We start from the raw sequence: 14,025 nt of genomic DNA on the forward strand, positions 1-14,025 counted from the left end.
GTGGAAGAAGCGTCATGCGGTGTAGGGATGGTCGGCGCGGGCCGACCGCAGCGCGCGGCCCCACCAGACCAGCTGGCCGAGCAGCTGATCGGCCGCGGCCACCGGCATTTCCGGATCCGTCGGCTGCCCCGCGGCATCGAACCGCCCGCCCGCGTCGTGGAAGCTCACCGTATCGCGCACGGTGACCGCGTGCAGCTCGGCGAACACCTGCCGGAGGTGCTCCACCGCGCGTAAGCCACCGGAGATGCCGCCGTAGGACACGAATCCCACCGGCTTGGCCCGCCATTCGGTGTAATGCCAGTCGATGGCGTTCTTGACCGACGCCGGATAACTGTGGTTGTACTCGGGTGTCACGACGACGAACCCGTCCGCCGCGGCCAGGCGGGGGCCGACCGCTGCCAGCGCCCGCGCCGCCTCGGGTTCGGGGTGATGGGAAAGCCGTTCCGGCAGAGGCGTTTCGGCCAGGTCGACAACGTCGACGTCGACGTCGTCGCGCCGCTCGGCGTGAGCGGCGAACCACTTGGCGACGGTCGGCCCGAAGCGGCCCGCTCGAGTGCTGCCGACGATCAGGGCGAGCTGGATCGGATGGTCGGACATGGTGGATTCCCTTCGACGTGTTCGGTGTCCAGAACAGCGTCGAACCTGAACAACAGTTCAGGTCAAATCGGCTCGATCGCCGATCAGACCTCCAGATCCTCTTCGATCCCCCGCAGGCGGTGCCGGGCCATCGCCAGATTCGCCCGTCCCCGGTCCAGGGCCAGGTAGAGGAACAGGCCCTTGGACTTGCGGCCGGTCATCGGCCGGATGATGTGGTATTGCCCGGACAGCGTGATGAGGATGTCCTCGATGTCCTCTTTGAGCCCCAGCTGGTCCATGGTGCGCATCTTGGCACGCACCACCTCGGTGTTGCCCGCACCCGCGACCTGGAGGTCCAGGGACTTGGAGCTGCCGAGCATGCCCAGCGCCATGCCGCTGTTGTAGTCGACGACGGCGGCGCCGATCGCGCCGTCGATCACCATCATGTCTTTGAGGGCCAGATCCATATTGGACATATGCTTTCCTTTCAGTGGGTTTTCGTTGCTTGTTCGCTTCCCGCGTCGGTGGTCACCGACGTCAGCAAGTCGGCGATCGCGCGGGCCGCCGGACGGGATTCCAGATGCAGCCTGCCGATGTTCACCTCGGGGGCGGCCAAAACGGTCAGCGACGTCCAGCCCGCCGCGTAGATGACCACGTGCCCTCCGGTGCCGTGTACCACGACCTCGCTGAACCCGCCGCCGTGCGCGGTGGTGGCGAGCCGGTGCGACAGCGACAGCTGCGAGGCGGCCATGGCGGCCATCCCGTTCGGCTCGATCTGCGCAGGCAGATCATGGGCGACCAACAGTCCGTCGTTGGACGCGACCAGCGCGCCGGTCAGTCGCGGAACTCGATTGCGCAGCGCTTTCAACTCCGTGAGCACCGCCGCGTTCGGTTCGGGTCCGGACATCGCCACCTTGGTCAACCTTCCCATCCAATCGCCGAGCAGTTTCTTCCGCGTGGTCACGCGAGCTCCTCCAAAGCCGCTTGCAGGCGGACGAGCAGGTCCCGGTCGGGCGGCTCCAACCGATCGGCGACCGGGACCGGTGGCGCCGAGTGCCTGCCACGGCGGCGGGGAAGCCGGCCCGGCTCGGCGAGCACAGGCGCGACCGCTACGGACTCGGGGCGCACCGGCTCGAGCCCGACCGGCCCGGCGGCCACCGGGACCGGCGTCGCGAGGGGCGGCTCGATCAAGCCCGCCGCGGTCAGATCCCGCACCGCCACCAGACATCCGTAGGTGGTACGGCCGAGTTCGCGACCGATCTCCGCGACGCTGCGCCTGCCATCCGCGGCGGCCAGCACCTCCGCCTGCCCTCCGGTGAGCACCAAACGCCGTCGCCGCACTCGGCGGACCGGCACGACCGGGACGCGATCGACCAGGTCGGCGGGCCACGGCCCGGACTCGGGATCGCCGCGCCGCGCGCACTCCTGCACGAGAGCACGGGGCGTGATGTGACAGACGGGGGCCAGCCAGTGCGGTGGGGCCGGGCGGAACTCCGGGACGGCGGGCGAGGCCAGCAAGAAATAGGCGGCGTCGAAGACCGAGAGCATCGCGAGGGTTTCCAGCCGTGGCCGTCCCAGCACACGGCCGGGATCGCCCGCATCGGCGCGCCGCCAGTCCTCGGCGGTCGCCACGCCCGCTTCGACGACCAGCCGGTCCAGCCCGGTGGTGCGACGACAGTCGGCGGAAACGATCGCGCCTTCGGCGAGATGGAAAGCACCGTCGGCCGCGTGCAGCACCCCCGTACGTCCTTCCTGCTCCAACCGCCGCAATTCGACCGCGAGTTCAGGACTCATGCGCGTCCTCGGCCAATTCGTCGAGAATTCCGTGCAGTTGGTATCGCGCCATCGCGAGATTTCCGGCGTCCTCGTCGAACAGCACGTGCACGAAAAGCCGTCCGTCGAAGTCGCCGTTCACCAGGTTCAACAGGTGATATCCGCGGGTGCCGTAGACGATGATCTCGGTGACGTCGTCGCCGTCGGTCGACAAAGCCGGACAGGCGAGCACCGCGCGCACCACATCCGTTGTGGCAGCGGCATCTTCGTGCTCGTCCACCAGGTCGTGCCTGCCGTCGGCGGCGATCGCCAGACCGCTCGCACCGTCCACCAGCGTCACGCTGCGCGCACCGGGAATATCCATGATGCGTTTCAGACAACCGTCGATTCCGATCACGCGCCACCACTTGTCATGTGAGGGGGTTTACGGGTTCCAGACGCTACACACGGGCACCGCGCGATGTACAGCAAATCGGTGAGAAATTTCCGGTAAAAAACGTCGTCCCTGGAAACGCACGATAAATACCTTTCGGTATCAAATACCTATTGGTATTCATACCCTTCGGTTTTCGTTTTCCGACACGCCGACCCGGCCACAATAAATCCTCGATACGGCCGCTCGACGGCCCCCGTGCCACTTCCCCGGCACGCCTGCGTCCGCGCACGCACGAACGTGTACCGCCGGAACGACACAGCCGCGCGAGTCTTCTCGCTGTGCGCGGCGCACGGCGGCAGGGACCTGCCCGGAGACGGCAAGGGCAAGTAGTGATCTCGCAGCAATCACCAGATCGGCCGCACTGCCCGCCCGCGAAGCCGCGACTTCAGCGCCTGCCACGCAGGTAGTCGCTGACCACGGCGGCGCCCAAGCCGTCCAGGCCGGGCGCCACCACCCGGCCGCCGCTGCGGCGGGCCACCAGGTCGACGAACGCGGCCAGGCGCGGGTCCTCGCCGAGCATGAACACCGTCACCGACGCACCCAGCTTGGCCAGGGCGTCGACCTGCGCCATCGTCACTGCCAGCGTGCGTTGCCCGGGTGGCCAGTTGAAGTAGGTCTCCCCGTCCGGCTCCAGGTGCGCGGTCGGCTCACCGTCGGTGACCACGAGCACGACCGGCACCGCGTCCGGGTGCCTGCGCAGGTGCGCCGCGGCCAGCAGCAGTGCGTGGTGCAGATTGGTGCCCTGTTCCCAAACGCCTTCCAGCGCGGTGAGTTCGCCGATGTCCACGGTCGTCGCGTGCCTGCCGAAGGTGATCACGCTCAACGCGTCGGAGCGGAACCGGGTGCCGATCAGATGGTGCAGCGCGAGAGCGGTGCGCTTCATCGGCACCCATCTGCCGTCCTGCACCATCGACCAGGACGTGTCGACGCACAGCGCGACGGCGGCCCTGGAGCGCTGCTCGGTCTCCATGATCTCGACGTCGGAAACGTCCAGCCGCACCTGGCGATTACCCGTCGACGCCGACCGCAGCACGGCATTGCGCACGGTCCGCGACACGTCCCACGGCTCGGTATCACCGAAGCGCCAGGCCCGGGAGCCGCCGGTCGGCTCGCCCGCGGCGCCGGCCGCGGCGGTGTCCCGTTCGCCGCGCCGAGACCGCAAGCGCCCGACGACATCACGCAGCGCCACCTCGCCGAGACGCCGCAAAGCCTTGGGCGTCAACCGGAGCGAGCCGTCCTGCGCCCGTTCGAAGATGCCTTGCCTGCGCAATTCGCGTTCCAGTTCGGCCAGCCGCGCGGCGTCCACGCCCGCGTCCGCGCCGAGGTGGCGCTCCAGCGCGTCCAGATCGATGTCCTCCAGCCGGGCGCCCGCGTAGGTCTGGCCGAGTTGCTCGGCGAGCGCGTCGAGTTCGGCGAGATCTTGCAGGGCCTGCGCGCCCGCGCCGAGGCCGAGCGGATCCTCGCCGCGAAACCGCCGCGCGGAGTTCCAGTCCTCACCGGGACGCAGCGCCCGCAGATGCGCGTCCAGCGCGGCGACCTGCTGGGCGATCGCCGGATCGCCGAACGCCTGGCCGATCAACTCGGACAGCTCCGCGCGCTGCTGCTCGGTCATCGAATTCATCATGCGCTGCGCGGCGGCGGCTCGGGCCGCGAGCGCGTCGATCAATTCCTCGGTGTCGCGCGGGTTCTCGGGGAAGAACTCGCCGTGCTCGGCCATGAACTCGGCGAACCGCTGCTCGGTGTTCTCGCCCCTGGCATGGGCGGCGAGCAGGTCGTTGAGGTCGGACATCATCCGTCCGACCCGCTCGACGTCCTCCGGGGTGGTGTTCCGCAAAGCCTGTTTCATGCCCTGGAAGCGCGATTCCAGCAGCTCGCGGCCGAGCAGGTCACGGATCTTCTGATAGTTCTCGCGGCCGGTCTCCGATCGCCAGGCGTAGTCGGCGAGTTCGGTGACGGCGGCGGCCGTGCTCGACGGCAGGGCGTCCAGCTGCGCTTCGGCGAACCTGGCGTCGTCGGAGGGGTCTGGGAACAGTGCGCCGCGCTCGGCTTCCAGCGCCTCCTCCAGCAGTTCCCGGACCTGCTGCAACGTGCCGTCCAGCCGGTGGCTGCGAGCGATCTCCGCGCGGCGCTGCCACAACCGGCGAGTCAGCTCCTCCAATCCCGGCGTGCCGCGGGTGCCGCGCCGCAGCAGCTCTTGCAGGGCGTTGCGTGGCGAGCTGCCCTCCATCACGTCGCGACCGATCCGGTCCAGTGCCTCGCGCAGGTCCAGCGGGGGCGCCAAGGGATCGGGCCCCTCGTGGTAGGGGCCGTAGGAGTAGCGATCGGGGTTGGTCACGATGCCTCGCCGGGAACAGCGGCGGTCATCGGCCGTACACCGCCAGACCGTCGTCGGAGTCCTTCGCGATCTGCCGGGCCAGGTAGAGCGCCTCCAGCGCGAACTCGACGGCCGAGGCGATCCGCGGCGGCGGATCGGCAGCGTCGACGCCGAGCCGTCCGGCCACCTCGTGCAGGACCGGCAGTTCGGGCAACGCCGAGAGGACCTCCGCGCCGGGCACGCGTTCGCCGGTGGTGACCAGATGCCCGTCCCCGACCGCCTCGGCCAGCGGCCGCAGATTCAATCCGCCGAGCAGGGCCCGCGCGGTCTCGGAGAACGAGCGGCGCAGCAGATGGGTGAGATGTTCCTGCTCACGCCCCTCCTCCCCGGACTCGAATTCCAGCTTGCCGCGCAAGACGGCGGGAACGGATTCCAGGTCGACCGGACGCGCCACGGCAGGGCTCTCCCCTGTCACCGCGGACCTGCGCAAAGCCGCCGCGGCCACCGTCTCGGCCGCGGCCACGGCGAAACGAGCGGATACGCCGGACCGCTGGTCGATCGCGGACGACTCGCGCAATTGCCGCACGAACCGGGCGAGCACCTCGATCAGCGGGTCGCCCACTTCGGCAACGAGCTCGGCCTCCTGGCGCACCAGCGCCACCTCGGCCTCCACGCTGAGCGGGTAGTGAGTGCGAATCTCCGCGCCGAAGCGGTCTTTCAGCGGCGTGATGATCCGGCCGCGGTTGGTGTAGTCCTCCGGGTTGGCGGTGGCGACCAGCAGCACGTCCAGCGGAAGGCGCAGGGTGTAGCCGCGGACCTGGATGTCGCGTTCCTCCATCACGTTCAGCAACGCGACCTGGATACGTTCGGCGAGATCTGGCAACTCGTTGATCGCAACGATGCCGCGATGCGCGCGCGGGACGAGTCCGAAATGGATGGTCTCGGGGTCACCGAGACTGCGGCCCTCGGCCACCTTCACCGGGTCGACGTCGCCGATCAGATCGCCGACGGAAGTGTCCGGCGTGGCGAGCTTCTCGGCGTACCGCTGCGAGCGATGCCGCCACGTGACGGGCAGCTCGTCGCCGAGTTCGGCGGCCAGCCTACGACCGGCGGGGCTGATCGGGTCGAGCGGATGTTCGCCCAGTTCGGCGCCCGCGATCACGGGCGTCCATTCGTCCAGCAGGCCGACCAGGGTACGCAGCAGCCGGGTCTTGCCCTGGCCGCGCTCACCGAGCAGCACGACGTCGTGTCCCGCCAGCAGGGCGCGTTCCAGCTGCGGCACGACCGTCCGGTCGAACCCGACGATGCCGGGCCACGGGTCGCCACCGGAACTCAGCAGGGTCAGGAGGTTCTCGCGGATCTCGGTCTTCACGCCACGCGGCAGGTAGCCGGCCGAACGTAGCTCGCCCGCGGTCGTGGGCAGGTGTTCGGGAACTTTCACGAATTCGACGCTACGTCCATTCCGCCATCGGGTCGACCGAAAGAAATCGATGGACGCTAGATTGCTAGCATGCTAGCTTGGGTGGCGCGCCGATCAAGACGACATCCCGGACAACCGAAAGCAACCCGAGGAGAGAGCGATATGACGACGAAGGGCATCGAGGGCGTCCACGTGGAGACGCACAACTGGGGCGCGACCGCGAGATTCTTCCTAGCCCTCGGCTATGAGCCGGAATTCACCACCGACCACAACTCCGGGCTGTTCCGCAACGGCGACGGACCCTATGTCTTCATCGCGGAGATCCCGAACAATCAGACGCCCCGCACCCAACTGGTGCTGACCGTCACCGACGCCGACGCGTTCCAGCCGAACAGCGATATCGACGTGGTCGCACCGTTCGAGGCAACCCATTACGGCACAAAGGAAATGACGGTGCGCGATCCCGACGGGCGCACCTGGAGTCTGCAGGCTCAGGGCTGAAAACGCCCCAGACACTGTGCGCCGTTGCGCCGCGCCGCAATTCGGTCCGCGCTCCGGCACGCCGTCCGTTTGCAGGTGAGCGGCAAGACGGTCCGTAAACGAACTCGCCAAGTCGGCCTTGCTGAACTGTGCTGTCTCCGAACGGATTACGGCCCGTTCAGGTCATCGCGTGGTGAGTTGCGGTTCGTTGGACGCGTGCGGCGCGGTCGCGGCGGGGTCCTCCGGTTCGTGCACGACCGGAGACGGGTGCACGGCACCGACCGGCGTGACCTGTTCCATCCGCGGCGCGTGGTCGTTGCCATCGGGTGCGTAGTGCTGGGCCATGCCCGGCTCCAGCGCACGACCATTCGACTCCGAACGCGTCGCGGCAGCCTCCGAGAGCGCGACGTGCCCGGTGGGCTCCACCGTGCCAACGGCGTTCGACTCGGGGGACACCTCAGGGGCCGCCGAGAGCGCGATATGTTCGGTGACCGCCTCGGCCGCACTGTGAGCCGTCGACTCGGGATGCGCCTCGGCGGTCTCGCCGCGCGCACCATGCTCGTTGGCCGCCTCCGCGAATCCGGGGGCACTCGGCTCGGGCACGGCCACGGAAGGCTCCACCGGCTGCTCGCCCGGCTCCGCCTGCCTGCCGGTGCGAATCCGGTCGAGCGTCTGTCGCACCGCCGCCGCCAGACGTGCGTCCAGGACAGCTTCGTCCGGACTGGCTGCGGCAGGCGCTTCCGGACCGCCCGCGCCGGCCGCGGACGGCCGTTCGATCGCGGGCAGCGGCGTCGTTGCCAGCCACAGCTCGGTGAGTTCGGCCGCCGCGGCGGCGGGCGTGGCGATCGGGGCTTCGACGGCGGGCTGCTGCCCCGCCGCAGCGGCCTGTCCGTCCTGCGGAGCCGCGGGGGCCGCGCCCTCCCGGCCGGGTGCGGGCGGCTCGCTCGCGGCGGATTCGCTCGCACGGCGAGCCGTCGGCTCCATGAGGATGCTCGGCAGGATCTGGTTCCCGGCGCCGCCGACCTGGGTGAGCGCCGCCAGTCGTTCCTGGAGATCTTCGTGGTCGGGGACGGCGGCGGTCGCCTGCTCGATCGCGCGCCCGTATCGCTCGGCGACGAGCCGGTGGGTGACGAGCGCGACGCCGATCATGATGGGCGCGATCGCGTGGATGCCGATCCCGGCCACCTCGCCCGTCCTGATGTAGGGAAACGTGTTCAACGCGATACTCGCCGTCAGCAGGACGCCCTCGACGGTGTAGACCTGCCACAGCCGATCGATCACGCCCCACTCGGCGGTGTCCCCGGTGGACAGCATCAGCGCGACGAGTACCGCGCTGATCAGCGCTTCCAGACCGTAGGACAGCCAGAACATCGGATTGGTCGCACCGCCGGACGGCGCGATGTTCTGCTGCACCGTCACCGCGGAGAACAGCATCGAGAACGCGACGACTCCGGCCAGCAATCCCAGCACCCGCGGCTTGCGCTGATGCAGGCGGGCGACTTTCGCGTGCGGGCTGCTGCTGTGCCGCTGCTCACCGATCGCCTGGGCGGCCCGCAGCAAGTCGGCGGCTTCCCGTTCGGCCAGCTCGGCGGCCGTGCGCCGCACCCGCTCCGCGGCGTCCGCGGCCGCCTGGATGCGCGCCCGTTTCTCGTGGCGTTCATAGTCACGCACGAGCTCGGCCAACTCGCGGGAGGCGGCGAGCTCACGCTCAGATAATGCTTCGAGCAGCGCCGGATCGTCCTGGTGCGCCAATCGCTCATGCGCGATCTGCACCCGATCCGGCAGCGCGCCTGCCACCAGATCATCCATCGGCGACGCCCCGGCGGGCGCGTTGGTCGTGAAACGACGGAACATCAGCAAAGAACCTTTCCGACGGTCGAGTGTTCCAGACGCAGCGCGCCATAGCTGCCTCGGCCGTCGAACCGGACGACCGACCCGGCCGAGAACGAAAAGATAACTCGTCATCGAAATCCGTTCGACCCGACGAGCAATCGGAGCCGCTCAGTGGCAGCGGAACGAATCCCGCAGGACAGATCGCAGATCCCATCCGGATCGCTCCCGTACCCGGGCTCAGTAGCCCTTCGGCGAACGATTCGGATCCGCTTGCTGAACCTTCGCTTGCAGGTCGTGGCCGTCGCGGGAGACACCGTACCGCTCCATGACGTAGTTCATGCTGGCGGCGACATTGGCCACCGGATCGTGAATATTGCTGGAGGTTCCAGCGGCATGGTAGCCAAGGAAGGTGCTGGGGATCGTCTGGGTAAGTCCCCTGGACGCATGTCCGGCGGCCGCGTTGCTGTCCCAATTGTTCACGGCGTTGGGATTTCCGCCGGATTCTCGTTCGATCAGAACCCGGTAGCCGCGCTTCCAGTACTCGCGGGCCACCGGATCGGTGATGCCGAGCGCGTCGAGCGCGCCGTCGATCGCGGCGTCGACCGAGACGTTGCCCTGGTAACGGGCGTAATCAGCGCTCGTCGCGGCAGGCACGAAGCCGGGGCCGGGTGAATAACTGCGCTGCATGTAGTTGCTCGGCACGTAGTTGCCTGCCGCCGAGGAGGGGGTGTAGGTGGGCGCGGAGCCGTCGATGTTCTTCGCGTGCGCTTGGACGCGGTCGGTGGCCTTCGCGATCTCGTCGTGTACGTCGTCGATCGTCTTCAGCACGGCGTTCGCCAGCCTGATCTCGATGTCCGTTGCGATGTACTGCTTGCCGGGGCTCGCTCCGGGAGCCGCGTCCAGTGTCGCCTGCAGATCTTTGACATGCTGCCTGATAGCGACGAAGGTGCCGCTGGAGATGTCGTAGGTGCCGTAGGCGGACAGATCGACGTTGTCGTCTTGCTTGCGGATGTCGTCCTTGATGTCGTCGAACTCCTGCGCCCGGTTGGCGTAACCCTCGGCCAAGACCGACTTCTTCTCGTCACCGGTGACGAGCTTCTCGTCGCGCAGCAACTTGACCACATCCGGCGCCTGCGAAGGCGAACCCGTCGCCAGCAGATCCGCCGACGTCTGGATCGTCTGGCGGCCCACTTCGACGACCGCCTTCAGGCCCGGGCTCGCGTCCGCGGGCGGGTCCAGCTTCACCACCCAGCGCTCGGTGCTCATCGAGACGCCCCAGCCCCGGTCGGCCGCGACCTTGCGAATACCAGCATCATCACCTCACGCCTGACAACGCTCACCAGGCCGTGCGTGGCCTACCAGTCCGACGCCGTCGAGTATCCCGCAACGCCCCATGCCCCTTTCCCGGCTGTGGGAGTAGCGGCTTCGAGCAGCCGATCGCCACGTGCGCGCGCCGGCGCGGCGCGCGAAGACGTCAGATCGTTGCGGGGCGGCGGGCGCCGCGGCGCCGTGGACGCAGTTGGTAGAGGCGATACCAGGCCAGCGCGAGGAAGATGGCTCCCAGACCGGCGACCACTCCCATATCGAGCAGCCAGGTGCCGATGGTGTGTTTCCACAGCGGGTCGGGGCCCCCGTCATGCGGGGAGAGGGTATCGAGGTCGAGAGTGGCGGCTCCCGCAGCGAACCCCCACCGAGCCGGCGCGATGTATGCCAGCTGCTCCAGGACGGGAGTGCCGGGCAGCCGCACCAGACCGCCGGTGAGCACCAGTTGCGCCATGGACAGCACGATCAGTAACGGCAGCGTCTTCTCCGAGGTGTTCACCGATACCGACACCAGCAAGCCGAGTGCCAGCGACGAGATGCCGAGCAACGCCATCATCAGCATCAATTCCAGCTCGACCGAGGTGAACAGCCCCGTGGGCGGCATACTGACCCCGATGGTGCCGATCAGGACGAGCACTACCGCCTGCAGCGTGGTGATCACGCCGAGGACCAGCAGTTTCGACATCAAATAGACGCCGGCCGACAATCCTGCCGCGCGTTCTCTGCGATAGATCGTCTGTTCCTTGACGATCTCCCGGATCGAGTTGCCGGTGCCGACGAAGCATGCCGCGAACGCCAGGATCATGAGCTTGGTCGCGGCATCGACGTTCGTTCCCGGCGCACCGGTGAATCCCTGACCGGCCGGCACGGCGGCGATCAACCCACCGAGCAGCAGTGGCATGACACCGAGCAGCGCCAGATAACTGCGGTCCGAGGCGATCACCGCGAGGTAACGCCTGCACAACGTGCTGAGCTGGCTGAACTTGGACTGCGACGGTGGCGGCGGCGTCGGTGTGTGCACTTCCGCGGGGACGACATCATCGGTCGGGCCGACCGACACGTAGCGGTCGTAGCGTGGCGACTCCCGGAACTCACCGGCCCAGTCCCGCTCTTCCTCGCGGTCGAAAGCCTGGAACACCTCGGCCCAGCTCCCCGCGGCGAACTGCAGCAACCCTTCCGCGGGCGGACCGTAGTAGGCCAGCCGGCCGCCGGGCACCAGGACCAGCAGGCGGTCGCAGGCATCGAGGTTCGCGACGCTGTGGGTGACGACGATGACCGTACGCCCGTCGTGCGCCAGTCCCGACAGCATTTCCATGACCGTCTTGTCCAAGCCGGGATCCAAACCGGATGTCGGTTCGTCGAGGAACAGCAAGGAGGGTTTGGTCAGCAGTTCCAGTGCGACGCTCACGCGTTTGCGCTGCCCACCCGAGAGCCGATCGATGCGGGTGTCGGCGTGCCGCGCCAAGCCGAGCTCGTCGAGGACCTCGTCGACCCGCTGCTCGCGCTCCTCGCGGCCCGTGTCACCGGGGAAACGCAGCTCGGCCGCGTAGAGCAGCGCCCGGCGCGTCGGAAGCTGGTTGTGCAGGATGTCTTCCTGCGGTACCAATCCGATGCGGTGGCGGAGTTCGTCGTAGTTGGTGTACAGATCGCGGCCGTCGTAGAGCACCGTCCCCTCGGTCGCGGGCCGCAACCCGGTGATCGCGCCGAGCAGTGTCGATTTGCCCGCCCCGCTCGGCCCGATCACCCCCACGAGCGACCGCCCCGGGATGGGGAACCTCACGCTGTCCATCAACACCTTGCCCTCGGGTGTCCGGACGGTGATGTTCTGCACGCAGACCGATACGTCACCGGTGTCGACGAACTCGCGCAGTTCGTCGCCGACCAACCGGAAGGTGGTATGGCCCATTCCGATCAAGTCGGATTCGGACAGATCGGCGGCGGCGACGCGGGCTCCGTTGACGTAGGTGCCGTTGTGGCTGTCGAGGTCGACGATCCGGTATCTGCCCGCACCGATCGTCCGCAACTCGGCGTGATGGCGGGAGACCATGAGATCGTGCGCGACGATGTCGTTGTCCGCGGCGCGCCCGATCCGGAGAGTGGGCGACGTTATCCGGACCACCGCGCTGGGGTGATCCGCCGGAGGCGCCGACCGCGACACCCGCCGGGGCAGGCCCGGATCGAACTTCGTGACCGTTGCTTCGTCGTCGAGAGCGTAGCCGGGGTTCGGCACGATCATCGTGTCGCCGCCGGCATCGCCATCGGGTTCCTGCTCGGGTGGGGTTTCCACCGAGCAAGCCAATTTCTCGCCGTCCACCGCGTGTCCGAGCTGGAACGTCTCGTCGTGATCGATCACCATCCGATCGACGCGGTGACCGTCGAAGAACGTGCCGTTGAGACTGTGCGCGTCCTCGATTTTCCAACCGTCCGCACCACGCTCCAGAACGGCGTGCAACGACGAAACGCGGGGATCGGAGACAACGATATCGGCCGCCGGATCGCGACCGACGTTATAGGCACCACCAGCGCGGAGCCGATAGACGCGTTCCCGTGTCTGGACCACGAGAACCGGCGCCTCGGGCAATTCGGTGGAGGATGATCCGTCCGCCATAAAGGGAGTATACGACCGCGCCACACGGTAGCCGCAATAGTCGCGACCGCCCGATCTCGCCACGAGTCTCATCGCCGCGATCTCGCTCCATCACACGAACCCCGGCTGAGCAGTACAAATAGGCATGTAAGACAGTGGGGCAGCCTCGTCCGCAGCCACCTGCTCACGCCGGATTCGAGAAACGGCAGTCGAATCCAAGGAATCGCAACCGATCGTGCCGTTACAGCTCGGATCGATAGGTGAGTCCCGCTTCGTCGCGATATTTCCGCATTCGGCACCGGGGTCAGCTAATACGGTCGCGGCAATACAAATCGTTCAATGTTGAAATCATCCTCGATCGCCCCAGGAGTTGTTCCGAAAACGTCCGACCGCCGCAGCCCGATTGCGTTTTCTTGCAACGAAACCGGCTTGCCACCCTGCCTTCCTTACCTATACAGCGTCGGCCGACCCCGTACCGGTTCCACTCCAGATGTGCACACGACTTCGCCTGTGCCGCAATGCCGAAAGGCTGGGCCGGCCGCCGCGACCGATGATTTTCGGTCGGGGGGCCCGTCCTGACACACATGACCGATCTGACAGGAGACAGCCGCATGCAGATCCGCGCACGCCTGTGCATGAGTGCCGACGGTTATGTGACCACTCCGAACGGCTGGCCGCCCCAGGTGCTGGATCCGCTCCACGGGCCTGGCAGCCATGGCATCGCGGAATTCCTCGAGCCTGTCGAGGCGGCGCTGATGGGCCGGACCACGTTCGAACCGGCGCTCACAAACGACCGGTGGCCGTGGCCGGGCTTGCGGGTGTTCGTGCTCGGCTCGCGTCGTCCGGAGGGCACGCCCGACGATGTCATCGTCGAAAGCGATCCGGTTCGACTGCTCGAGCGCTTGCGCGCCGCCAATCGCGGTGGCGATGTCCATCTCATCGGCGGTCCCCGCACGATCGACACCTTTCGTGCGCTCGGCGCGCTCGACAAGCTGGAGCTGGTGGTCCTGCCGTTCCTGGTCGGCGGAGGAATGCGCCTCACTGATGCCCTGAGCGTCGATACGGGCTTGGAATTCGAAGCCTCGCGCGCGCTGCCGGGCGGGTCGGTCGAGATCGCCTACCGGGTACGGACCGACGGAGCCGTCCCCGCGGCGCAGGAGCCGGACTGGGCGCCTGACTCGCAACGTCGACGCGGGAACTGACCCGAGCACGAGTCTGCCGATCACCGCCGCGCATCACCCGAGCACAGCCGGCGGTACACACTCCATGCCGCGCGCTTGGAC

General features: G+C 67.9%; 12 protein-coding genes. 2 read left to right on the plus strand and 10 right to left on the minus strand.

Annotated elements, in window-relative coordinates; all coding sequences use genetic code 11:
* Positions 1-12 precede the first annotated feature (12 nt).
* The 7 genes from AB0L97_RS28260 to AB0L97_RS28290 all read right to left on the minus strand — a co-directional run bounded on the left by AB0L97_RS28260 (position 13) and on the right by AB0L97_RS28290 (position 6,540).
* Positions 13-597: an NAD(P)H-dependent oxidoreductase gene (locus AB0L97_RS28260; protein ID WP_355078647.1), complete on the minus strand. Its 585-nt coding sequence runs from the start codon at positions 595-597 to the stop codon at positions 13-15.
* An 83-nt stretch (positions 598-680) separates the two neighbouring features.
* Positions 681-1,052, minus strand: coding sequence for a hypothetical protein (locus tag AB0L97_RS28265; protein ID WP_281877699.1), 372 nt, complete (start codon positions 1,050-1,052; stop codon positions 681-683).
* A gap of 11 nt (positions 1,053-1,063) precedes the next feature.
* Positions 1,064-1,540 (minus strand): roadblock/LC7 domain-containing protein, encoded by a 477-nt coding sequence (locus AB0L97_RS28270; protein WP_355078646.1) that lies wholly within the window; start codon positions 1,538-1,540, stop codon positions 1,064-1,066.
* Complete coding sequence (locus tag AB0L97_RS28275) at positions 1,537-2,370, minus strand: hypothetical protein (protein WP_364435216.1); 834 nt, start codon at positions 2,368-2,370, stop codon at positions 1,537-1,539. Before AB0L97_RS28275 ends, AB0L97_RS28270 begins: the two co-directional genes overlap by 4 nt.
* Complete coding sequence (locus AB0L97_RS28280) at positions 2,360-2,713, minus strand: hypothetical protein (protein ID WP_355078644.1); 354 nt, start codon at positions 2,711-2,713, stop codon at positions 2,360-2,362. Before AB0L97_RS28280 ends, AB0L97_RS28275 begins: the two co-directional genes overlap by 11 nt.
* A 457-nt stretch (positions 2,714-3,170) precedes the next feature.
* Positions 3,171-5,120 carry a VWA domain-containing protein gene (locus AB0L97_RS28285; protein WP_364435219.1) on the minus strand — a complete coding sequence of 650 codons (1,950 nt, stop codon included), beginning with the start codon at positions 5,118-5,120 and terminating at the stop codon, positions 3,171-3,173.
* A gap of 25 nt (positions 5,121-5,145) precedes the next feature.
* Positions 5,146-6,540: an ATP-binding protein gene (locus AB0L97_RS28290; RefSeq protein ID WP_355078642.1), complete on the minus strand. Its 1,395-nt coding sequence runs from the start codon at positions 6,538-6,540 to the stop codon at positions 5,146-5,148.
* A 141-nt stretch (positions 6,541-6,681) separates the two neighbouring features.
* On the opposite strand from AB0L97_RS28290, the gene AB0L97_RS28295 reads away from it, so the two are divergent.
* Positions 6,682-7,020 (plus strand): VOC family protein, encoded by a 339-nt coding sequence (locus AB0L97_RS28295; protein ID WP_364435224.1) that lies wholly within the window; start codon positions 6,682-6,684, stop codon positions 7,018-7,020.
* 162 nt (positions 7,021-7,182) lie between these two features.
* Here AB0L97_RS28295 and AB0L97_RS28300 read toward each other — a convergent pair whose 3' ends face one another.
* The 3 genes from AB0L97_RS28300 to AB0L97_RS28310 all read right to left on the minus strand — a co-directional run bounded on the left by AB0L97_RS28300 (position 7,183) and on the right by AB0L97_RS28310 (position 12,763).
* Positions 7,183-8,853, minus strand: a complete 1,671-nt coding sequence (locus tag AB0L97_RS28300) for a hypothetical protein (protein ID WP_364435226.1) — start codon at positions 8,851-8,853, stop codon at positions 7,183-7,185.
* Between the two features lie 216 nt (positions 8,854-9,069).
* Positions 9,070-10,098 carry a transglycosylase SLT domain-containing protein gene (locus AB0L97_RS28305; protein ID WP_364435228.1) on the minus strand — a complete coding sequence of 343 codons (1,029 nt, stop codon included), beginning with the start codon at positions 10,096-10,098 and terminating at the stop codon, positions 9,070-9,072.
* Between the two features lie 208 nt (positions 10,099-10,306).
* Positions 10,307-12,763, minus strand: a complete 2,457-nt coding sequence (locus AB0L97_RS28310) for an FHA domain-containing protein (RefSeq protein ID WP_364435231.1) — start codon at positions 12,761-12,763, stop codon at positions 10,307-10,309.
* Positions 12,764-13,326: 563 nt separating this feature from the next.
* On the opposite strand from AB0L97_RS28310, the gene AB0L97_RS28315 reads away from it, so the two are divergent.
* Entirely contained in the window at positions 13,327-13,944 is a 618-nt protein-coding gene (locus AB0L97_RS28315; protein ID WP_355078637.1) for a dihydrofolate reductase family protein, read from the plus strand.
* Positions 13,945-14,025: the final 81 nt, after the last annotated feature.

Origin of the sequence: Nocardia sp. NPDC051911 (assembly GCF_040681035.1) — a bacterium.
GTDB classification, from domain to species: domain Bacteria; phylum Actinomycetota; class Actinomycetes; order Mycobacteriales; family Mycobacteriaceae; genus Nocardia; species Nocardia sichangensis.